At 39.6% G+C, this 18411-nt stretch carries 13 protein-coding genes; 10 read left to right on the top strand and 3 right to left on the bottom strand.

The features are described 5' to 3' along the window. The first annotated feature begins 85 nt into the window (after positions 1-85). The 4 genes from IQ264_RS10110 to IQ264_RS10095 all read left to right on the top strand — a co-directional run bounded on the left by IQ264_RS10110 (position 86) and on the right by IQ264_RS10095 (position 6165). Complete coding sequence (locus tag IQ264_RS10110; RefSeq protein WP_228061422.1) at positions 86-448, top strand: c-type cytochrome; 363 nt, start codon at positions 86-88, stop codon at positions 446-448. Between the two features lie 261 nt (positions 449-709). Continuing rightward, complete coding sequence (gene treZ / locus IQ264_RS10105; RefSeq protein ID WP_193980693.1) at positions 710-2530, top strand: malto-oligosyltrehalose trehalohydrolase; 1821 nt, start codon at positions 710-712, stop codon at positions 2528-2530. Positions 2531-2542: 12 nt separating this feature from the next. Beyond that, positions 2543-5335, top strand: coding sequence for a malto-oligosyltrehalose synthase (gene treY / locus IQ264_RS10100; RefSeq protein WP_193980651.1), 2793 nt, complete (start codon positions 2543-2545; stop codon positions 5333-5335). 155 nt (positions 5336-5490) lie between these two features. After that, a complete protein-coding gene (locus IQ264_RS10095) occupies positions 5491-6165 on the top strand; it encodes a Uma2 family endonuclease (RefSeq protein ID WP_193980650.1) in 675 nt (224 codons plus the stop codon). A gap of 13 nt (positions 6166-6178) precedes the next feature. Here IQ264_RS10095 and cruG read toward each other — a convergent pair whose 3' ends face one another. Together cruG and cruF are read right to left on the bottom strand one after the other, a co-directional pair. Next, positions 6179-7408, bottom strand: coding sequence for a 2'-O-glycosyltransferase CruG (gene cruG, locus IQ264_RS10090; RefSeq protein WP_193980649.1), 1230 nt, complete (start codon positions 7406-7408; stop codon positions 6179-6181). Then, the gene (cruF, locus tag IQ264_RS10085; protein ID WP_193980648.1) at positions 7405-8346 is read right to left on the bottom strand and encodes a gamma-carotene 1'-hydroxylase CruF; all 942 of its coding nucleotides are present in this window, start codon (positions 8344-8346) and stop codon (positions 7405-7407) included. The genes cruG and cruF overlap by 4 nt, the downstream gene beginning before the upstream one ends. A gap of 234 nt (positions 8347-8580) precedes the next feature. Between cruF and IQ264_RS10080 the strand changes: the two genes are divergently transcribed. Continuing rightward, on the top strand, positions 8581-9069 hold the full coding sequence (locus IQ264_RS10080; RefSeq protein ID WP_193980647.1) for a hypothetical protein: 489 nt from the start codon (positions 8581-8583) through the stop codon (positions 9067-9069). Positions 9070-9416: 347 nt separating this feature from the next. Here IQ264_RS10080 and IQ264_RS10075 read toward each other — a convergent pair whose 3' ends face one another. Then, a complete protein-coding gene (locus tag IQ264_RS10075) occupies positions 9417-9764 on the bottom strand; it encodes a DUF4870 domain-containing protein (protein ID WP_193980646.1) in 348 nt (115 codons plus the stop codon). A gap of 218 nt (positions 9765-9982) precedes the next feature. Here IQ264_RS10075 and IQ264_RS10070 point away from each other — a divergent pair, with 218 nt between their 5' ends. From IQ264_RS10070 to IQ264_RS10050, 5 genes are all read left to right on the top strand, one after another. Next, positions 9983-10822 (top strand): sterol desaturase family protein, encoded by an 840-nt coding sequence (locus tag IQ264_RS10070; protein WP_193980645.1) that lies wholly within the window; start codon positions 9983-9985, stop codon positions 10820-10822. A 187-nt stretch (positions 10823-11009) separates the two neighbouring features. Further along, on the top strand, positions 11010-12638 hold the full coding sequence (prfC, locus tag IQ264_RS10065) for a peptide chain release factor 3 (RefSeq protein WP_193980644.1): 1629 nt from the start codon (positions 11010-11012) through the stop codon (positions 12636-12638). A gap of 540 nt (positions 12639-13178) precedes the next feature. Then, entirely contained in the window at positions 13179-15572 is a 2394-nt protein-coding gene (locus IQ264_RS10060) for a M48 family metallopeptidase (protein ID WP_193980643.1), read from the top strand. Positions 15573-16384: 812 nt separating this feature from the next. Further along, a complete protein-coding gene (locus IQ264_RS10055) occupies positions 16385-16894 on the top strand; it encodes an RNA recognition motif domain-containing protein (protein WP_193980642.1) in 510 nt (169 codons plus the stop codon). Positions 16895-17126: 232 nt separating this feature from the next. Beyond that, positions 17127-18275, top strand: a complete 1149-nt coding sequence (locus IQ264_RS10050) for a glycosyltransferase (protein ID WP_193980641.1) — start codon at positions 17127-17129, stop codon at positions 18273-18275. Positions 18276-18411: the final 136 nt, after the last annotated feature.

The following is an 18411-nucleotide window of genomic DNA, read 5'->3' as shown; positions in this document are numbered from 1 at the left end:
TTGTCTAGAAATCTTAAGCTATGTATATGATTAATAACATTGTTTGTAAATTTTCACTTTGCTAGGCAACCATGTGGATAAACAATTGATTAAACCAGAAGCCCTGATTGGACAACTTACCTTATTGCTTCTCGCACTAGTGCTGGCAATCTTTTTAGGGATGGTGATTTTTCATCAGTGGCAAATGTCCGATCCATATATTAAGAGTGTTATGTCCCTGACAGGCGATCCAGTTAGGGGTCATGCGATCTTTCAAATGAACTGTGCTGGATGTCATGGTTTAGAAGCAGATGGTCGAGTCGGCCCCAGTTTGCAAGGTATCTCCAAGCATAAATCACAAATTAGCTTAATTGAGCAGGTGATTAGTGGCAAAACTCCACCAATGCCACAATTTCAACCAGGAGTACAAGAAATGGCAGACCTCCTCAGTTACTTGGAAAAGCTGTAAATCTGTCAAAAATAAATGCTGTTTGTCCCTCTGGCACTATATAGTGTTTGAGGGTTCTTTTTTTTTTAATTACCAAGAGGCAGAGCCTCTGTTTTTCGTTACCAGGTTGAACCTGGTAACGAGATCTGGGAGATTTTACTTACCCTGATGCAACATCAGAGTTAAATATTGATTATATAAAATCAACTCTGGGACAGATTCCCCTACAGTTGAGTTAATTGTAATTTAATGACAACGAATGAGAGATAAAAGCAGCCAATGGTGAAAGTAGGCGCTAATTACTTAGGAAATGCTCGTTGTCAATTTACAGTTTGGGCACCGTTGCTCAAAGAAGTAGCAGTAAAAGTTGTTTCAGCTAATGAACAATTGCTACCAATGCAACAATTGGAGTATGGTTTTTGGCAAGTTACCGGAGAAGATATTGAACCAGGTAGTCGTTATGTTTATCAATTAGAAGGAACTAAAGAATTCCCCGATCCAGCTTCTTATTTTCAACCAGAAGGCGTACATAAGGCTTCGCAAGTATTCGATCATAGTACATTTAATTGGACCGATCGCCATTGGACAGGAATTCGTTTAGAAGATTACATAATTTACGAATTACACATTGGCACTTTTACTCCAGAAGGAACCTTTGAAGCAGTTATTCCTAAACTTACCCGGTTAAAAGAGTTAGGAATTAATGCTATTGAAATTATGCCAGTGGCACAGTTTCCTGGTGATAGAAACTGGGGCTATGATGGCGTGTATCCCTACGCAGTTCAGGACAGTTATGGTGGGCCAGATGGATTCAAGAAACTAATTAATGCCTGTCATTTAGAAGGAATCTCTGTAATTTTAGATGTAGTTTACAATCACTTAGGCCCAGAGGGAAATTATTTACCTAATTTTGGCCCTTATTTTACGAAAAAGTATCTCGGTGATTGGGGAGATGCACCTAATTTAGACTTTGCTTATTGCGATGGGGTGCGAGAGTATTTCCTAGAAAATGCTTTATATTGGTTGGATACTTTTCACGTAGATGCCCTGAGATTAGATGCAATTCAGGGCATTTACGATCTGAGTGCCAAACACTTTTTAGAAGAGTTATCTGAGAGAGTTCATGCCCTTTCGCAACAAAAAGGAAGGAAGTTTTATCTCACAGCAGAAAGCGACTTTAATGATGTGCGAATCATTCGTCCGAAAGAGGTGGGCGGATATGGACTTGATGCCCAATGGTGCGACGATTTCCATCATTCGCTGCATACTTTAATTACAGGTGAACAACAGAGATATTATCAAGATTTTGGCAAGTGTAAAGATTTAGAAAAATCCTTGCGTGAAGGCTTTGTTTATTCGGGACAATATTCACCAGATAGAAAACGTCGTCACGGAAATACATCGGCGGAAGAACCTGCTTATAAGTTTATTGTTTGTGCCCAAAATCATGACCAAACAGGAAATCGAATTTTGGGTGAGAGAATGACAAAACTCACTTCATTTGAAGGGTTGAAGTTAACGGCGGGGACGCTAATACTTTCGCCTTTTATTCCCTTACTGTTTATGGGTGAGGAGTATGGGGAAGAAGCACCATTTTTCTATTTTATTAGTCACTCAGACCCTGAATTAATAGAGGCAGTGAGAAAATCAAAAAAAGATGAGTTTTTGCAATCTGGACATGAGAAAGATTTTCAAGACCCGCAAGATCAGGGAACTTTTAACAAGTGTGTTTTAAATTGGGAACAACAATATCAAGATAAACACAAAGTTCTGTGGGATTTTTACCAAGAGTTGATTTTCTTGCGGCGGATCAATGAGGCTTTGAAAGTTCTAGATAAAAAGAAATTAGAAGTATCTAGCCGGGAAGAAGATAAGCTTTTGTTTATGCGTCGCTATAGTGATGAGAATCAGGTGTTTTATGTGATGAATTTTAGCGATCGCACTCTCACTTTCGATATTGACACACCCAGCGGAAGTTGGCAAAAATTCCTCGATTCAGCTGATACTAAATGGATGGGACCCGGTGCCACCATGCCCGACAAATTAATCCCTGGTGAATTACTCACAATTCCCGCCAAAAGTTTTGTACTATACCAAGCATAAACCCAGATTAAAATGAGAATTCCTACCTCAACTTACCGCATTCAATTTCATAGCGGTTTTCCCTTCGCCGCTGCCCAAAAAATTGTCAATTATTTGGCAGAATTGGGAATTTCTGACTTCTACGCTTCGCCCATTTTCAAAGCTAGGGCTGGTAGCACTCACGGTTACGATGTAGTCGATCCAACTCAATTAAATCCAGAGTTAGGAACAGCAGAAGAATTTGAGCAATTATTAAGCGATCTGCAAAGTCATAATATGGGATGGTTACAAGATATTGTACCTAACCACATGGCTTATGATAGCGAAAATAAATGGCTGATGGATGTGCTAGAAAATGGCCCTGACTCGGAATTTTTCGACTTTTTTGATATCGAATGGAATCACGCTTACGAAAGCTTTAGGGGCAGAATTCTCGCACCTTTACTCGGCACATATTATGGAGAATGCCTGGAAAATGGCGATATCAAATTAAACTACGATGAGACAGGATTAAGCATTGATTATTTTGGCTTAAAATTGCCAATTAGAATCGAATCGTACACTAGTTTTTTAACTCAAAATTTGGGACAATTGGGTAGAGAATTAGGCAGAAGACATCCAGATTTTGTTAAGTTACTGGGTGTAGTTTATCTGATTAAAAACCTGCCAGCGGAAGTCAAGGGAAGAGAAAGATACGACCAACTTGCCTTTGTAAAAGGGTTGTTGTGGGAACTTTACACCCAAAACGAATCTGTTAAAGAATTCTTCGACAATAACATTCAGTTCTTTAATGGAGAACCGGGAAAATCGGAAAGTTTTAATCTTTTAGATAGCATCCTTTCCGATCAATATTATCGTTTATCTTTCTGGAAAGTGGGTGCAGAAGAAATCAACTATCGGAGATTTTTTACAGTCAACGAATTGATTTCTGTAAAAGTGGAAGAAATGAAAGTTTTGGGCAGGTCTCATTCCTTGATTGAGAGATTTGTCAGAGAGGGGAAATTTACGGGTTTAAGAATTGACCATATTGATGGTCTTTATAACCCCAATGATTACCTAGAAAAACTCCGAGAAAAGGTGGGAGATACTTACATTACTGCGGAAAAGATTTTAGAATTAGTTGGTGAAGATTTACCGCATCATTGGCCGATTCAAGGAACGAGCGGTTATGATTATCTTAACTATGTGAATGGTCTTTTCTGCTGTTGCGATCGCGAACAAGAATTTCAAGATATTTACTCTGCTTTCACCGGATCGAATGCACCATATCACGACTTAGTAACCGAGAAAAAGCACCTAATTATTGAGAAAAATTTGTTGGGCGATGTGGATAATTTAGCCCAGAAATTGAAACACATTTCTGGTCAAACTAGGGAAGGAAGCGACTTTACTGCTAATGGTTTGAAAAGAGTATTAACCGAGGTATTGGCATTATTTCCAGTTTATCGGACTTACACTTCTTCGCCAGATGTGCGACCAGAAGATACCACTTACATCAAAGAAACAATTGAAAAAGCGAAAGGTCGCGTACCTTTGTTGGTCAAGGAACTTGGCTATTTAGAAAAGTTGCTGTTACGCCAAGATGAAAGCTATTTGAATGAGGAACAAAAAGCCGATCGCCATCACTTTGTCATGAAGTTTCAGCAATTAACAGGCCCCTTGATGGCAAAAGGTGTAGAAGATACACTTTTCTATAACTATAATCGTCTAATTTCTCTTAATGAAGTAGGAGGAAATCCCGGAAGTTTTGGCGTTACTCCTGAAGAATTTCATGAGTTTAATCAAAGAAGAAGTAGTCATTGGTTACATTCAATGAATGCTACGGCAACTCATGATACCAAACGCGGTGAAGATACCAGATCAAGAATTAATGTTTTGCCGGAATTAGCATCAGAATGGGAAGAAAACGTCTGGACTTGGAGTGAAATGAATCGCGCCAAGAAAACTATCATTAAAGGCAAACCTGTACCAGATACAAACGACGAATATTTCCTTTATCAAACGCTGATAGGTGCTTTTCCATTCAATGAAAATGAGTTTTCCCAGTTTGTGCAAAGGGTGAAAGATTTTGTAATTAAAGCAGTAAGAGAAGCTAAAGTTCATACAGCATGGTTAAGACCTGATAGTGCTTATGAAGAAGGATATCTCAATTTTGTGGATCAGCTTTTAGCCGATCCAGAATCTAATGAGTTTCTCCAAAAGCTGCGTCCTTTCCAACAAAAAATTGCTGAATACGGTATCTTCAATTCCCTCTCCCAAATCCTTTTGAAAAACACTTCTCCGGGAGTTCCAGACCTTTATCAAGGTAATGAATTGTGGGATTTAAGTTTAGTAGACCCTGATAATCGTCGTCCGGTTGATTACGAACTGCGAGTAAAATATCTACAAGAAATTAAAGAGAGATTAAATGCAGATATTCCGCAGTTAATTAAAGATTTGTTTGCTACTAAAGAAGATGGCAAAATTAAAATGTTCTTGACTTATCAATTGCTGCAAGCGAGAAAAGAACATTTGCAACTTTTCCAAGATGGTGATTATAAACCATTGATGGTGAAGGGTAAATTTAGCGATCGCATCATCGCTTTCGCTAGAATTCATCAAGACAAAGTAGCAATTACCCTAGCAACTCGCTTATTAACAAAAGTAATTCAACCGGGAGAACTACCTTTAGGTAAAGATATTTGGGAAGATACAAATATTGAATTACCTGAAGGAATGCCAACTACTTGGAAAGATGGGATTACTTTGCAGGAGGTGAAGTGCGATAACACCCTTTATATTGGCGAAGTACTTCAACATTTTCCCGCTGCATTGTTGATTGGTTAATAAGAGTTTGGGCGATTAAAATCACCGCTACATAAACAAAGTCCGCCTGCGCGGACTGAATTAAAATTTATTGTAGAGACGTTTCAAGAAACGTCTCTACATTTTTAGCAAGCTTCTTTTAAAATAAAATCAGTCAGCGAAGGGAGACATCAAAAATGGCTGTGACTCAAAAGCTAATTGTTCCGCCTTTGGAAGGAGGCGATCGCCTTTCCCGCGATGAATTTGAACGCAGATATGCCGCATCTCCTCACATTAAAAAAGCTGAACTGATTGAAGGAGTAGTTTACATGGCAGCAGCTGTTCGTTTCAGAAGTCATGGTCAACCACATGGCAGAATTATTACATGGTTGGGTGTTTATGAAGCAGCGACTTCTGGTGTTGCTTTAAGTGATAACGGTACAGTCAGATTAGATGAAAATAATGAACCTCAACCTGATGCTTTGCTGCGAATTGAAATAGGTGGAAATTCTCGCGTTACAGATGATGATTATATCGAAGGTGCGCCGGAATTAGTAGTAGAAATTGCTGCTAGTAGTGCGTCTTATGATTTATATGATAAAAAGCAAGCTTACCAGCGAAATGGTGTACAAGAATATTTAGTTTGGCAAGTTTTCGAGCAAAAATTAGATTGGTTTCAATTACAAAACGGTAACTATATATTATTGCAACCTGATGAAAATGGTGTGGTGAAAAGTCTGATATTTCCAGGACTTTGGTTAGCAGTCAATGAATTATTATCAGGAAATATGGCAACAGTTCTAACAGTGCTACAAGAAGGGTTAAACTCTCCTGAATATGCCGAATTTATCAAGAACTTGTTGCCACAGTAAACAATAGCTATTGCTAATTTTTTTGATTCCTGTATTCTAGCTTCTGCATTTTTGCATAACTCCTTCCTCGCCATTGGGTTGGCTTATTTAGAGAAGATAGCAGAATTCTCAGAAAAGCTAAGGGATCTGCTAGGGGGGAAAGCCAAAAAGTCCAATTTGAATTGCTGTTTGTGCGATCGTAAGAAGGCGCGATCGCAAACAACAAAGCAAACCTAATTGCTAACAAAAATAAATTCAACCGCAACAACAGCACAAAGGGAAAAGCAGAGAAAGAGAAAAAGGGAGAAATTAACAAATAGGTGAATACTATTATTAAAGGCAAAGCTTGAACACTCAACAACAACCACAAATCACCTAATATTTGTGAAAAAGAAGCCGCATCTTTTAAATCTAAACTTCTGCCCCATTCTGTCCAAGTTTGCGCCATCCCTTCATACATTCGGACTTTAATAACTTTCGCACCATCTAAAAAGCCAACTTTGTAACCTTGAAAAGCGGCATAACGGGCTAAAGTCACATCATCACAAAAAGAACTCCGGGCGCTAGTGTAACCGCCCAAAGCTGCTAAAACCGATCGCTTACACAAAAAACACTGACCATTTGCCATTACCCTTTCCGGGCTTTGATTATTCGTTCCCGCCGGATCGAATCTGTACAATAAAGTCATTAAAAGCGCAGGTTGTAGCCACCACTCCCCAGGATATTGCAAAATAAACTGGGGAGAAAGAGAGACTAAATCATAACCTTGCGCTTCGGCAGTTTTAACTAAACCTGCTACTAATCCTGGTTGAGGTTGAGTATCTGCATCAATGCCTAAAATCCACTCACTTTGCTCAGAACTATAGAGGAAACCATTGTGTAAAGCCCAAGGTCTTCCTACCCAATCTTCTGGCAAAGGATCGTCATTAATTAAGCGAAATCTGGGGTCTTTTTGCTGAATTTCTTTGACTAAATCAGGGGTAGCATCGTGAGAGTAACTATCAACAATAATTATTTCTCTCACTTCGTAGCTTTGGCGACTTAACCCAGCTAAACAGGGAGAAATTCGCTTTGCTTCGTTGAGGGTGGGAACTACCACACTGACTGCGCCGACAAGATCTGGTGTTGGCGAAAGGGGAGAAACTGGAGGTTGACGAAAAGGCCCTTTGAAAAGGCGGGAAAGCAGAATTAATGTGGCTGGTACTTGTAAAAGTAACAACCCAAAACAAACAGCACCCGCCACTATTAACCAATCTTGGTTCACTTTAATCCTACTTTTACCGCTGCCACTGGAATTTCGGTTTTAATGGTAGCTGATTCTTCATTAGCAAATAAAGCTTTGCTGCTAGATGCTAACTGATAAAGTGCCAATGTGGGAATCACGCCTACCAATACGCCCAGTAAAACTGGAATGCCAAAACCCGAACCCAAGCTTAGCACGGCAGCATATCCAAAGTTACTCAAATAAATAGCTAGGGGAAAAACTAGTTGATTTTGAGTGAAATATTTGGGTGAATTTTGCTTTCCTGCGCCAAACTTGAGGTTCCAAAAAATTGCGGCTACGCTCATGAATAAAAAGCTGGTGCCATACCATCCGGCATAGTTTTGGTAAGGTGTACCAAAGAAAGCTCCGGCTTTTTCCCAATACCAGAAAGGTACAATGGTTTGACTCATGGCTGGTTCGAGGGCAAAATCCCAAGAGGTGAACAATAAAGCACCAATAGCGATCGCACCGAGTTGACGTATCCAGTTCGGTTTTTCTGCTAATTTGACTCCGGCACGAGCGATCGCATAACAAACAATCCCCATGTAAAACCAAGAAATCGGAATTGTAAACGGCACTAAACCAGCAATTTTATACCCCAACCCGTTCAGGTAATGATAATCACCAAAAGGAAATCCGGTACTAGTTCCTAACAATTCACTGCTTACAGAAATCAGCATTGCCGGAAACATGAAGCTTAAAGTAGGCCAAACTCCCCAAGTACGATAAGCATAAATAGATACTGCGATCGCACCCAGAATAATATTAACCACTCCACCCCAAGCCATACTCAACCCAAACACGGTTTGCCCTGAACTTGGTAAACTGGCAATAAGTTCTGGATGCGGTAAAACATAGAGCAGCCCTGCCCATCCAAAAATCATCGATAAAATATGTCCAGCTAGACAGAAGCGTTCGACTATAAGAAGTTGCTTCATTAATGACTCCTCTAGATAGGTGACGATCGGAAAGCACTTCTTAATAGTTTACAAATGTTTACTAAAATTTACTAATAAGATTATAAGTTTCTGCAACTAGTGCCAGATGGCTCCAAGAAAATTGGAGAGGTCAGGGCTACAGCTTGCCACTTTCGCGGCACAATGGTATCACAGCAATTATCCGTCCTCAGAGCTAAGCGTTGTTCAACTCGGCTGGAAGAGACTCTATATTATATGCAGAAGGTCAGAAGTTCTTCTTTGCTATCGCTATTACTACTTTTTTTTACCTACATGATTTTAGGTTGGGTGTTGTATACAAACACCCTTAAATGGGGTTTATGTAATGGTGAGTTATTTGGGTTAACATTTTCTTTTAAATGTAAATGGTGGGTACTGATATTAACGGGAGCTTTAATTCTACTGTTAGCTGAAACTCTCGCTGCGCCCCTTTCCAACTTGAGAAAAATTTTATCTTTGACTTTTCAATCTGACACAAGAGCTTTTATTGCATTAATTACCTTAGCTTTTTTGACATCAGTATTAATAATTTGGATTAATTTTGTTGCTTATATAGTTCTTCTCGTTGCCAGCGCCTTGCGAGCTAGACTAGATATGGCAATGATTGGGTTTAGAGACTGGCAAGCTTTTTTTACTTTATCTGCCGTTTCTCTATCTGGCTTTCTACTGGGGTGGATTGCAGCAAAGATAACTTTATTGTCCTAGTATCAGGAAGGCATCGGGTTTTCTGAAGGCTCGAAGAAAAGAAGGTTTGTACACAGCTTTTTCACTGTATACCTATTTCTGCCAGACGGCACTAGTTGTTAAATTCTAGACTAGCGATCGCAATAGACACTAGATAAATCGTCACAAAGCAGGCGAACGCCTGCCTAGAATTTGCGGACACTAGAAGATAAGCGTTTAACTGTCCTAAAAGCCCTACTGCTACTAAGCCGTAGGGTTATTTTATAACACAAAAGGCAGGGGTTAGGGGACAAGGAGAAAATATAACCTTCTGCCTTTCTTTACTTCTGCCTTCTGCCTTCTGCCTTCTGCCTTTCCCCTTCTGCCTTCTACAATAAGCGGAAAATAAAGGGATAACGGTAGGGTTGTTCAGTGTTACTCAGGCAATGAAGAATTGCTAAAGTTGGCATCACCAAGTTGACAATTTGTAAAATACCTAACAACAGGAAACCGATTAAAACCCAAGTTAAGATACCAAAGATAATCCCGTAAAGCCAAACATTTAAGTGAAAATTCAGAGCTTCTTTAGCATTATCTTTTACAACTGGGTCATCGGATACTAGTAAAATTGCGATCGGGATACCAATAGAAATCCCCAAAAGGCTGAAGAAAATCGAACCGTGAGACAATGCAGATAGTAATTTGCGTTTGTCCATGTCGTATGTTTTATCGTACATTTAAGTATCCCCTGATCTAGTCAGGTCTAAGCTTAATTTGAAGTTATCATATCCGACAAACTACTGGACAGAAGAAATTACCGTACCATTTTTGGGGGATTTTAACATATTGTTCACTTCTGGTAAAATCTGTTAATCGTTGCCATTAGTTTCACAACTAGGATAAATTACTTATTAAAGATACCTTTATCTACCATCGCCGTAAGGATAAAAATATAATGCAAAAACTTTTTAATTTGTTATTTGAAATAGAATTTTATTTGAAAATAGCAATTGCTTGCACAATTTTTCAGCAGATTTTGTATTTAATATTTCACAATATTGAACTCAACTTTATCACACAGGTTTTGTTGTACTGGGTAGTTGGTTCTGGGTCATTTTATGGCATGGGTTTTTTCATTGAAAATGTAATTAAAGAAAACGATAACTGGAAGAAAAAACTGACGGCAAGAGTAAAAAAAGTTAAACAGCAATCATTTCCTAAACTTACTGTTTCAGGTTTTATTTTGGGAGAAATAAAAAGTTTGATAGCCGCGATTATTATTCTCTATTTAGCTCCAGAAGTTCAGAGAGGGAATGACTTACTCCTAAACTTGGGATGGTTTTTAATGAGAATAGTTGTTGCTGATTTCTGTTTTTACGTTGCCCATTGGCTATTACATAAAAGATTCTTACAGAAAATCCACTTGAAACATCATCAGTTCGCAGATTCATCGAGTTTTGTAGCCGGACATAAGAGTATTCTTGAATATATTATTGTCACTGTGACAGATCTTTTGCCGATCTTTATATTTGGATATGACATAACTCAACTCTGTGCTTGGACTATTGTAGGTAATGCCTTTAATTTAGAAGGTCATAGTTCTTTGTCAATATTTTTTATTCCGGCTGATTTTCACGATCTGCACCACACTTGCTTTAAGGGTAACTACGGCATTCACGGATTTTGGGATAGAATATTCAAAACCCTGAATCCTCCTACAAAGAAACGGGGAATTATGTTCCCTGTTGCTTCATTGGAATATAGACTTATCAGGAAATCTGGTAGTTTGGATTGAGTTAGAAAAGCGATCGAGCTTTCACCATACCTCAACAATACCAAAGACTAATTTCACCAGCGATCGCCTCAAACTCATACCCTGGTTAAGCATAAACCAGAAAAATTTTGATAATCTCGCTATTCTAGTATTGGTAATTTGCTAAACTTAAGGTTTGCTTAACTGTAATTTCTGACCACCAGCCAGCATGACAACAGAACTTCTTCCAGAACTCGAAACAGCTGTAGAACAGCGGCGCAACTTTGCGATTATCTCTCACCCAGACGCAGGTAAAACCACCCTAACAGAAAAGTTGTTACTCTACGGAGGTGCGATTCACGAAGCAGGTGCGGTGAAAGCGCGTCGGGCACAACGTAAGGCGACTTCTGACTGGATGGAGATGGAACAACAACGGGGTATTTCCATCACTTCTACGGTGTTGCAGTTCGCTTATCACGGTTGTCAGATTAATTTGTTAGATACACCCGGACACCAAGATTTTAGTGAAGATACCTATCGGACTTTAGCAGCAGCGGATAATGCTGTAATGTTAATTGATGCGGCTAAAGGTTTGGAACCGCAAACACGCAAACTTTTTGAAGTTTGTCGGATGCGAAGTTTGCCGATTTTTACTTTTGTCAATAAGTTAGACCGTCCGGGAAGAGAACCTTTAGAGTTGCTGGATGAAATTGAAAAGGAATTAGGTTTACAAACTTATGCGGTAAACTGGCCTATAGGAATGGGCGATCGCTTTAAAGGCGTATTCGACAGACAAAAACAGCAAATTCACCTCTTTGAACGTACTGCACACGGTAGCAGAGAAGCCAAAGATACAATTGTAAATTTAGGCGACCCCAGAATAGAGGATTTATTAGAAAAAGAGCTTTATTATCAACTAAAAGAAGATTTAGAAGTTCTCCAGGAATTAGGACTAGATTTAGATTTAGAAGCAGTTCACGCAGGCCAAATGACACCCATATTTTTTGGCAGTGCCATGACTAATTTTGGTGTAGAACTGTTTTTAAATAACTTTTTGCACTACGCTTTAAAACCTGGTTCTCGCAATAGTACAAACGGTGAAATTCCGCCAACTTATCCAGAGTTTTCGGGCTTTGTTTTTAAGCTGCAAGCTAATATGGACCCGAAACACCGGGATAGAGTTGCTTTCGTCCGGGTTTGTACCGGAAAATTTGAAAAAGATATGGTCGTAAATCATGCGCGTAGTGGTAAAACTGTACGCCTTTCTCGACCACAAAAATTATTTGCTCAAGATCGAGAATCCATTGAAGAAGCATATCCTGGAGATGTCATCGGTTTGAATAATCCGGGAGTGTTTGCGATCGGTGATACCATTTACACAGGTCAAAAATTAGAATACGAAGGTATTCCTTGTTTTTCTCCCGAATTATTTGCTTATTTAAGAAATCCCAACCCTTCTAAATTTAAACAATTCCGCAAAGGTGTTTCCGAACTGCGGGAAGAAGGCGCTGTACAAATTATGTACTCAGTTGATGAAGCAAAACGCGACCCAATTTTAGCCGCAGTCGGTCAATTACAATTAGAAGTTGTGCAATTCCGCTTGTTAAATGAATATGGCGTAGAAACTACCCTAGATTATTTACCTTATAATTTAGCTCGTTGGGTAGCTGGTGGTTGGGAAGCTTTAGAAAAAGTCGGTCGTTTATTTAACACCATCACCGTTAAAGATAGCTGGGGAAGACCAGTACTTTTGTTTAAAAATGAGTGGAATTTACATCAAGTACTCGGCGATCATCCATCACTAAAATTAAATAATAGTGCGCCAGTAGTTGCGGGACAAGAACCAGAATCTTTATAACTCAATAAATGCAGAAGGATTCAGGTAAAAAAAATAACTCAAAGGCTGAATCATAAAAACCCGGTTTCTCGATCTAAGTAACTTAAGTCGCTACTTACTAAAGTGGTCGTAGTTGGGAATTAGTAATAGCTAGTTGGTAGTTATTAATTCTTTCTTGTTCCCCCCTTGAGTAAGGGGGGTTAGGGGGGATCTAAGGCTGTGATTACTAGATTTTGATCCCCCCAACCCCCGTGATGTTAATAGCGAAGCTTCCGCTGGTTCCCCCCTTATTAAGGGGGGCGGAGGGGGGATCTTTTAGGGGGGCTAAGAAACAGCCAGACTTGTAACTAGCAACTTGAGTTAATAGCTAGTTGGTAGTGGTAGTCGGATTCCTACTACCCACTACCTATTACCTACTACCAGCTTCAATCTTATAAATAGCAACTTGGGTGAAAAGGCATCTGAATCTTTACTTTTTCTAACTATCTCTGGTTAACTGATAGTTGAGAGTTACAATCTGGGTATCTTGGGAAAAGCCGAGTAAGACGAGTAAAGTAAACGATGGCATCTGTTCCTGAATCTCCTTTAGAAGCTGGATTAACGGCTTTAAAACAAAAAGATTATCTATCTGCGATCGCGCATTTAGAAAGCGTCTGCCAAAATGAACTCAACGAAACCATTCTCATTAAAGCACAGATGGGTTTGGTGGCTGCTTATGAAGCGGTTAATGATGTAGAAAAAGCGATTAATTTAACACAGCAGTTAAGTGAAAGTACTAACTCCAAAGTTCAAGAATGGGCTGTGGGCAAGTTAGAATATTTTAATAAAAATTACCCCGAACAAACAAAACCAAAAACAGCTTATATTCCGCCAAATACCGACAGCGGTTTTGTTCCTTTAGATAAATTACCGCCACCTTCTACACAAAGAGTATCTGTAAATTTACCAAATCCAACTCCTAAGTCAAACCCTAATAATTTAGCTGGTTTTACTCCAATTGAACCTAGTAAAAAATTAGAATCACCACCAACTATAGAATCGGCTTTCCAACCAAATAAACAACAAAAAATTCCTGAAAATCCTGCTGTCAAAAGAAGTATTTCTGATAATCAATCAGTCAGTAATAATCAGCAAGAACAAGTAAACATTCCTGTTTATAAACCAGAATGGAAGCAAGCAGAAAGAGCGAAAAAATGGCAGAAATTGCCAGTAAATCTTGGTTTTAGATTCGATATAACTCAGCTTTGGGGAGTGCAAGTAATTAGCGCGATCGCCATTACCATTCCCTTATATTGGGTAATCAGTAATACGGCTTCATTTCTAATTGGCAAAATTCACGAAATTTGTCTGAAACTAAGCTTATATCCTTATAATGAAAACGATCCTTATGGCCCACTTCGTTACGTCACACCGATCGCAGTAATAGTAATTATCGGGCTAATTGTAGCAACTCCTTGGCTCATTGATATTCTGCTGAAATTAATCAGTCGTTTAGAACCATTACCTTTAACCAGTGTTAGTGAAACAAGTCCAGAAGCATCCAGATTAATGCAACGGATTTGTCGAGAAAAAAAATTAGCCATACCTCAATTGTTTGTTTTACCTGACAAGACACCATTAATTTGTACTTATGGAAATTCCCGAATCAATGCGCGAATAGTTGTTAGTCAGGGATTACTCGAACAACTAACAGATGACGAAATTGCTGTGGTTTATGCAACTCAATTAGGGCATATTCTTTGCTGGGATTTTGCCTTAATGTCTTGGGGAGTTTTAGTTACTTTATTACCATACGTAGTTTATTATCAATTTAGTCAATCTGCTGACGATAGTGAGAATGCTTTAGTGCGTTTTATTGGCGGTGCGATCGCAGCATTAGGTTACGGTTTATATTGGTGTTTTCGGTGGCCTATGTTATGGCTGTCTAGAGCTAGAATTAACTTTAGCGATCGGCTAGCCTGCGAAATCACAGGAAATCCCAACGGACTAACTCGCGCCTTACTAAAAACCTGCATTGGCATTGCCGAAAACATTCAAAAACAAAGAGAAACTAGCTATTTATTAGAAAGTTTTTCCCCATTAAACATCGTCGGAACTCAGCAAGCAATTACTCTCGGTAGTCTATATGCGCTGACTCCCCTAGAACCGATTTTAACTTGGGATTACCTCAATCCTTATCGGCGTTGGCTAACAATTAATAACTCCCATCTTCTCTTAGGAGAACGCTTGCGAATCTTAGCTCGTTACGCTCAATACTGGAAGCTAGAAACCGAGCTAAACTTGATTGCGGAACCTGCACCAAAAACTAAATTCGCTAAACTTTTATTACAAGGGTTGCCTTATTTAGGTATCTTTCTGGGTTTAGCTTTAGGAGGTACACTTTGGCTAATTGGTGGAATTAGTACTCGAATCAAACTAAAACAAGTATTACTAGACTGGATGTGGGGAGATTGGTCACTAATTTACGGTTGTCTTTTAATTGGCATTAGTTTAGGGATTTTATTCAGGCTTAATGCTTTTTTTCCCGATCGCAAAATCCCATCTCAACAAAAATCTCCCAGCCTACCTCAACTACTAACTAATCCTGCCACACTCCCAATTGATACTCAACAAATTACCTGGGAAGGAAAACTTTTGGGTCATTACGGCGTAAGTAACTGGCTTTGTCAAGACCTGATTTTACAAACCGCCACAGGTTTAATTAAATTACATCACTTCTCTTGGTTTGGCCCTCTAGGAAACCTGTTCTCTCAATCACCCCGTCCTAGCGAAATGGTAAACCGCAACGTCACCATTACAGGTTGGTTTCATCGTGGTGCTACCCCTTGGCTAGATGTGAGAACTTTAAGTACCCAAACAGGCGCAACCATTCACAGTAGCCACCCAACTTGGTCTTTTATTTTGGCATTAGCAGCTGCCCTCTGGGGTGCTTACATAATTTATCAAGGCAGCTAGTGCAAGAAAGGCAGAAGGCAGAAGGCAGAAGGCAGAAAGCAGAAGGTAGAAGTCAGAAGGGAAAGGAGGCAAAAGTTAGCTAAAGGAAAGGGATAAATTCTTCAATTCTCTGTCTCTATCAAATTTGCACCCCTTCTCGTGCTTCTGTCTTGAAGCCTTTTCTTGGCTGAATTGTAAAGAAAAGTTGCGAAATGCCAGATAAAATGTTACATTTATTTACAGGAATCTCTAAACCAAAGACTTGACTCAAGTAGTCTTCTTCATTAGATTGACATCGCTTGAAAGCCTTGGTATCAGGATTTCCTCCTCCCAACACAGCAAGCTGAACCAGCCGACAAGCATAGGCTGGTTTTTGTTTGCTATTTTTTTAACACATAGCCCAGGATGCAGGTACAATTTGAAACAGTGCCTATTAAAAGGATGAGAGTTCTGGGTAACTGCGTTTCACCTGTGGGAGATCCAAATATAGAGCATATAGAGCGGAAATCTATCCACAGAACTGGTTACTGATCGTTGGTCGTGATACCTTAATGAATGGCGTTAACATCTTAGAAAAGCAACATCCGAGCCAAACATCCGATCGTCAGATGTGTGATGTAAACTTCTATGCTGCAAAGTTAGGTGTAAAATTTTGGGCACCGAATGGGAAACCAAGCGTTTTTTGACGTGGTGAGCTGTTTAATGGTAATTGGCCAGAGGGACACAGAAGTAGTTTTGTGTGAGCATTTGTCAATCCAGTTTCTCCTCAACCAGCAATATAGGAGCGCTGACAAGCAAGTTTGTTTGAACCAAAGTCTGGAGGGATTTTTAATATGTCAATTCGTCTGTATGTAGGCAATTTGCCGAAAGAAGAAATCGATCGCCAAGAATTACAAGCCGTTTTTGCCGAAGCTGGTAGCAATATTTCTACCAAAGTCATTAAAGACCGGAAAACTGGTAAATGTCGCGGTTTCGGTTTCGTCACCGTCCAAAATGATGAACAAGCTGATGAAATCATTGGCAAGTTTAACGGTTTTGTTTTTAAAGATAGTGCTTTAAAAATCGAAAAGGCATTACCTCGCACCAAAGGTCAAAGTGACGAGGATGCAGCACCCCAACAATCAGCAGCAGCTAGCAGCACACCCAAACCGAATACCAGTAATGCTGGTGGAGGTTCTGGTGAAGGTAAACGTCGCAATAAAAAGTCGCGTCGTCCCGCTGGTGGTGGCAGTAATACGCAGACTTATTCTTCTAATAATGATGCTGTTCAACCAGATCCACGCTGGGCTTCCGCATTGGAAGAACTCAAGCAGCGTTTGGCTGCACAAACTACAAATCCTTAAAATTTGCTCCCGACTCCATAAGGAGTCGGTGATTGGATCGCTCTAAGGACTTGTTGGTTCGACAATCTGGCTGTGGAAAAATTGCTCCGTAATTGATTACCGGATACATTTTCTTTAGCCTTGGTTTCGGGTGCCCGAATTTATCAATAAAACTCTGGATAGATGAACAGATTCTCTCTGCTCATCTATTTCTTGCGATCGCTCTCCTCTGCTGCCTCTACTAACAACTTAAATGAGTAATAACTTAACTTATGCCCTTGTCCATGAATGGTTGACACCCAAAGCTACTGGAGGTTCAGAGCTAGTTGTTAAAGAAATTTTAAAGTATATTGATGCCGATCTTTATGCCTTAATTGATTTTGAATCTACTAATCCAGAAAGTTATTTATTTGGACGTTCTATAGGTAAGACTTTTTTACAAAATTTCCCGTTGGCGAGAAATGGGGTACAGAAATATTTGCCTTTTTTACCTTTGGCGATCGAACAATTAGATTTACGAAACTACGATATTATTCTTTCTTCTTCCCATACCGTTGCTAAAGGTGTAATTACCACTCCGCAACAATTACATATTTGTTATTGTCATGCCACCATGCGTTTTGCTTGGGATTTGACTTTTGATTATCTGGCTCAAAGTTTTATGGGGCAAGGTATTCAGGGGATGATGACACGATATTTGCTGCATAAATTACGCCAGTGGGATGTTTTAGCTGCAAATCGAGTAGATTATTTTATTGCTAATTCTGGGCATACAGCTAGTCGAATCTGGCGTTATTATCGTCGGAAAGCAGAAGTGATTTATCCGCCTGTAAATATCGATCGCTTTTCCTACCAAACAAACAAAGAAGATTATTATTTGATAGTCTCTCGCTTAGTTAGTTACAAAAAAGTCAGTTTAATTATTCAAGCTTTTAATCAGCTAAAACTACCTTTAATCGTAATTGGTACAGGGCCGCAATTAAAAAAAATGCGCCAACTGGCACAGCCTAATGTACAGGTTTTAGGTTTTCAGCCAGATGACGTAGTAGAAAAATATATGGCTAATGCTAAAGCCTTTGTATACGCTGCTTATGAGGATTTTGGCATTGCTCCTGTAGAAGCGCAAGCTTGCGGTACACCAGTCATTGCTTTTGGCGCAGGCGGTACCTCAGAAACGGTACGGGATATTCGCCAACATCCAGATAGTGGAACTGGAATCTTGTTTGCCGAACAATCAGTCACAGCAATAACAGATGCGGTTAAAACCTTTGTTACTTATGAAGGTAAGTTTAATCCTGAAATAGCTCGATCGCACGCCGCTAAATTCTCCCCAGACATCTTTAAACAGCGTTATTTGGAATATGTCGATCGTTGTTATAACAGAAGGCAGAAGGCTTTTTGAAGGCAGAAGGCAGAAGGCAGAAGGCAGAAGGCTTTTTGAAGGCAGAAGGCAGAAGGCAGAAGGCAGAAGGCAGAAGGCAGAAGGCAGAAGGCAAGAAAGGATAAAGGTTATATTTTCATCCCCATCCCCTTGTCCC

The organism is [Phormidium] sp. LEGE 05292, from assembly GCF_015207735.1.
Classification (GTDB): Bacteria; Cyanobacteriota; Cyanobacteriia; order Cyanobacteriales; family Aerosakkonemataceae; genus Floridanema.
Note: the sequence above shows the minus strand (reverse complement) of the source record. Positions and strands in the feature narration are given on the sequence as shown.

Excerpts from the sequence above, each read along its gene's own strand:
- IQ264_RS10080 (WP_193980647.1), top strand. The coding sequence starts at position 8,581 with ATGCAGAAGGTCAGAAGTTCTTCTTTGCTATCGCTATTACTACTTTTT.
- prfC (WP_193980644.1), top strand. The coding sequence starts at position 11,010 with ATGACAACAGAACTTCTTCCAGAACTCGAAACAGCTGTAGAACAGCGG.
- IQ264_RS10050 (WP_193980641.1), top strand. The coding sequence starts at position 17,127 with ATGAGTAATAACTTAACTTATGCCCTTGTCCATGAATGGTTGACACCC.
- IQ264_RS10070 (WP_193980645.1), top strand. The coding sequence starts at position 9,983 with ATGCAAAAACTTTTTAATTTGTTATTTGAAATAGAATTTTATTTGAAA.
- cruF (WP_193980648.1), bottom strand. The coding sequence starts at position 8,346 with ATGAAGCAACTTCTTATAGTCGAACGCTTCTGTCTAGCTGGACATATT.
- IQ264_RS10055 (WP_193980642.1), top strand. The coding sequence starts at position 16,385 with ATGTCAATTCGTCTGTATGTAGGCAATTTGCCGAAAGAAGAAATCGAT.
- IQ264_RS10075 (WP_193980646.1), bottom strand. The coding sequence starts at position 9,764 with ATGTACGATAAAACATACGACATGGACAAACGCAAATTACTATCTGCA.
- IQ264_RS10060 (WP_193980643.1), top strand. The coding sequence starts at position 13,179 with ATGGCATCTGTTCCTGAATCTCCTTTAGAAGCTGGATTAACGGCTTTA.
- IQ264_RS10095 (WP_193980650.1), top strand. The coding sequence starts at position 5,491 with ATGGCTGTGACTCAAAAGCTAATTGTTCCGCCTTTGGAAGGAGGCGAT.
- treY (WP_193980651.1), top strand. The coding sequence starts at position 2,543 with ATGAGAATTCCTACCTCAACTTACCGCATTCAATTTCATAGCGGTTTT.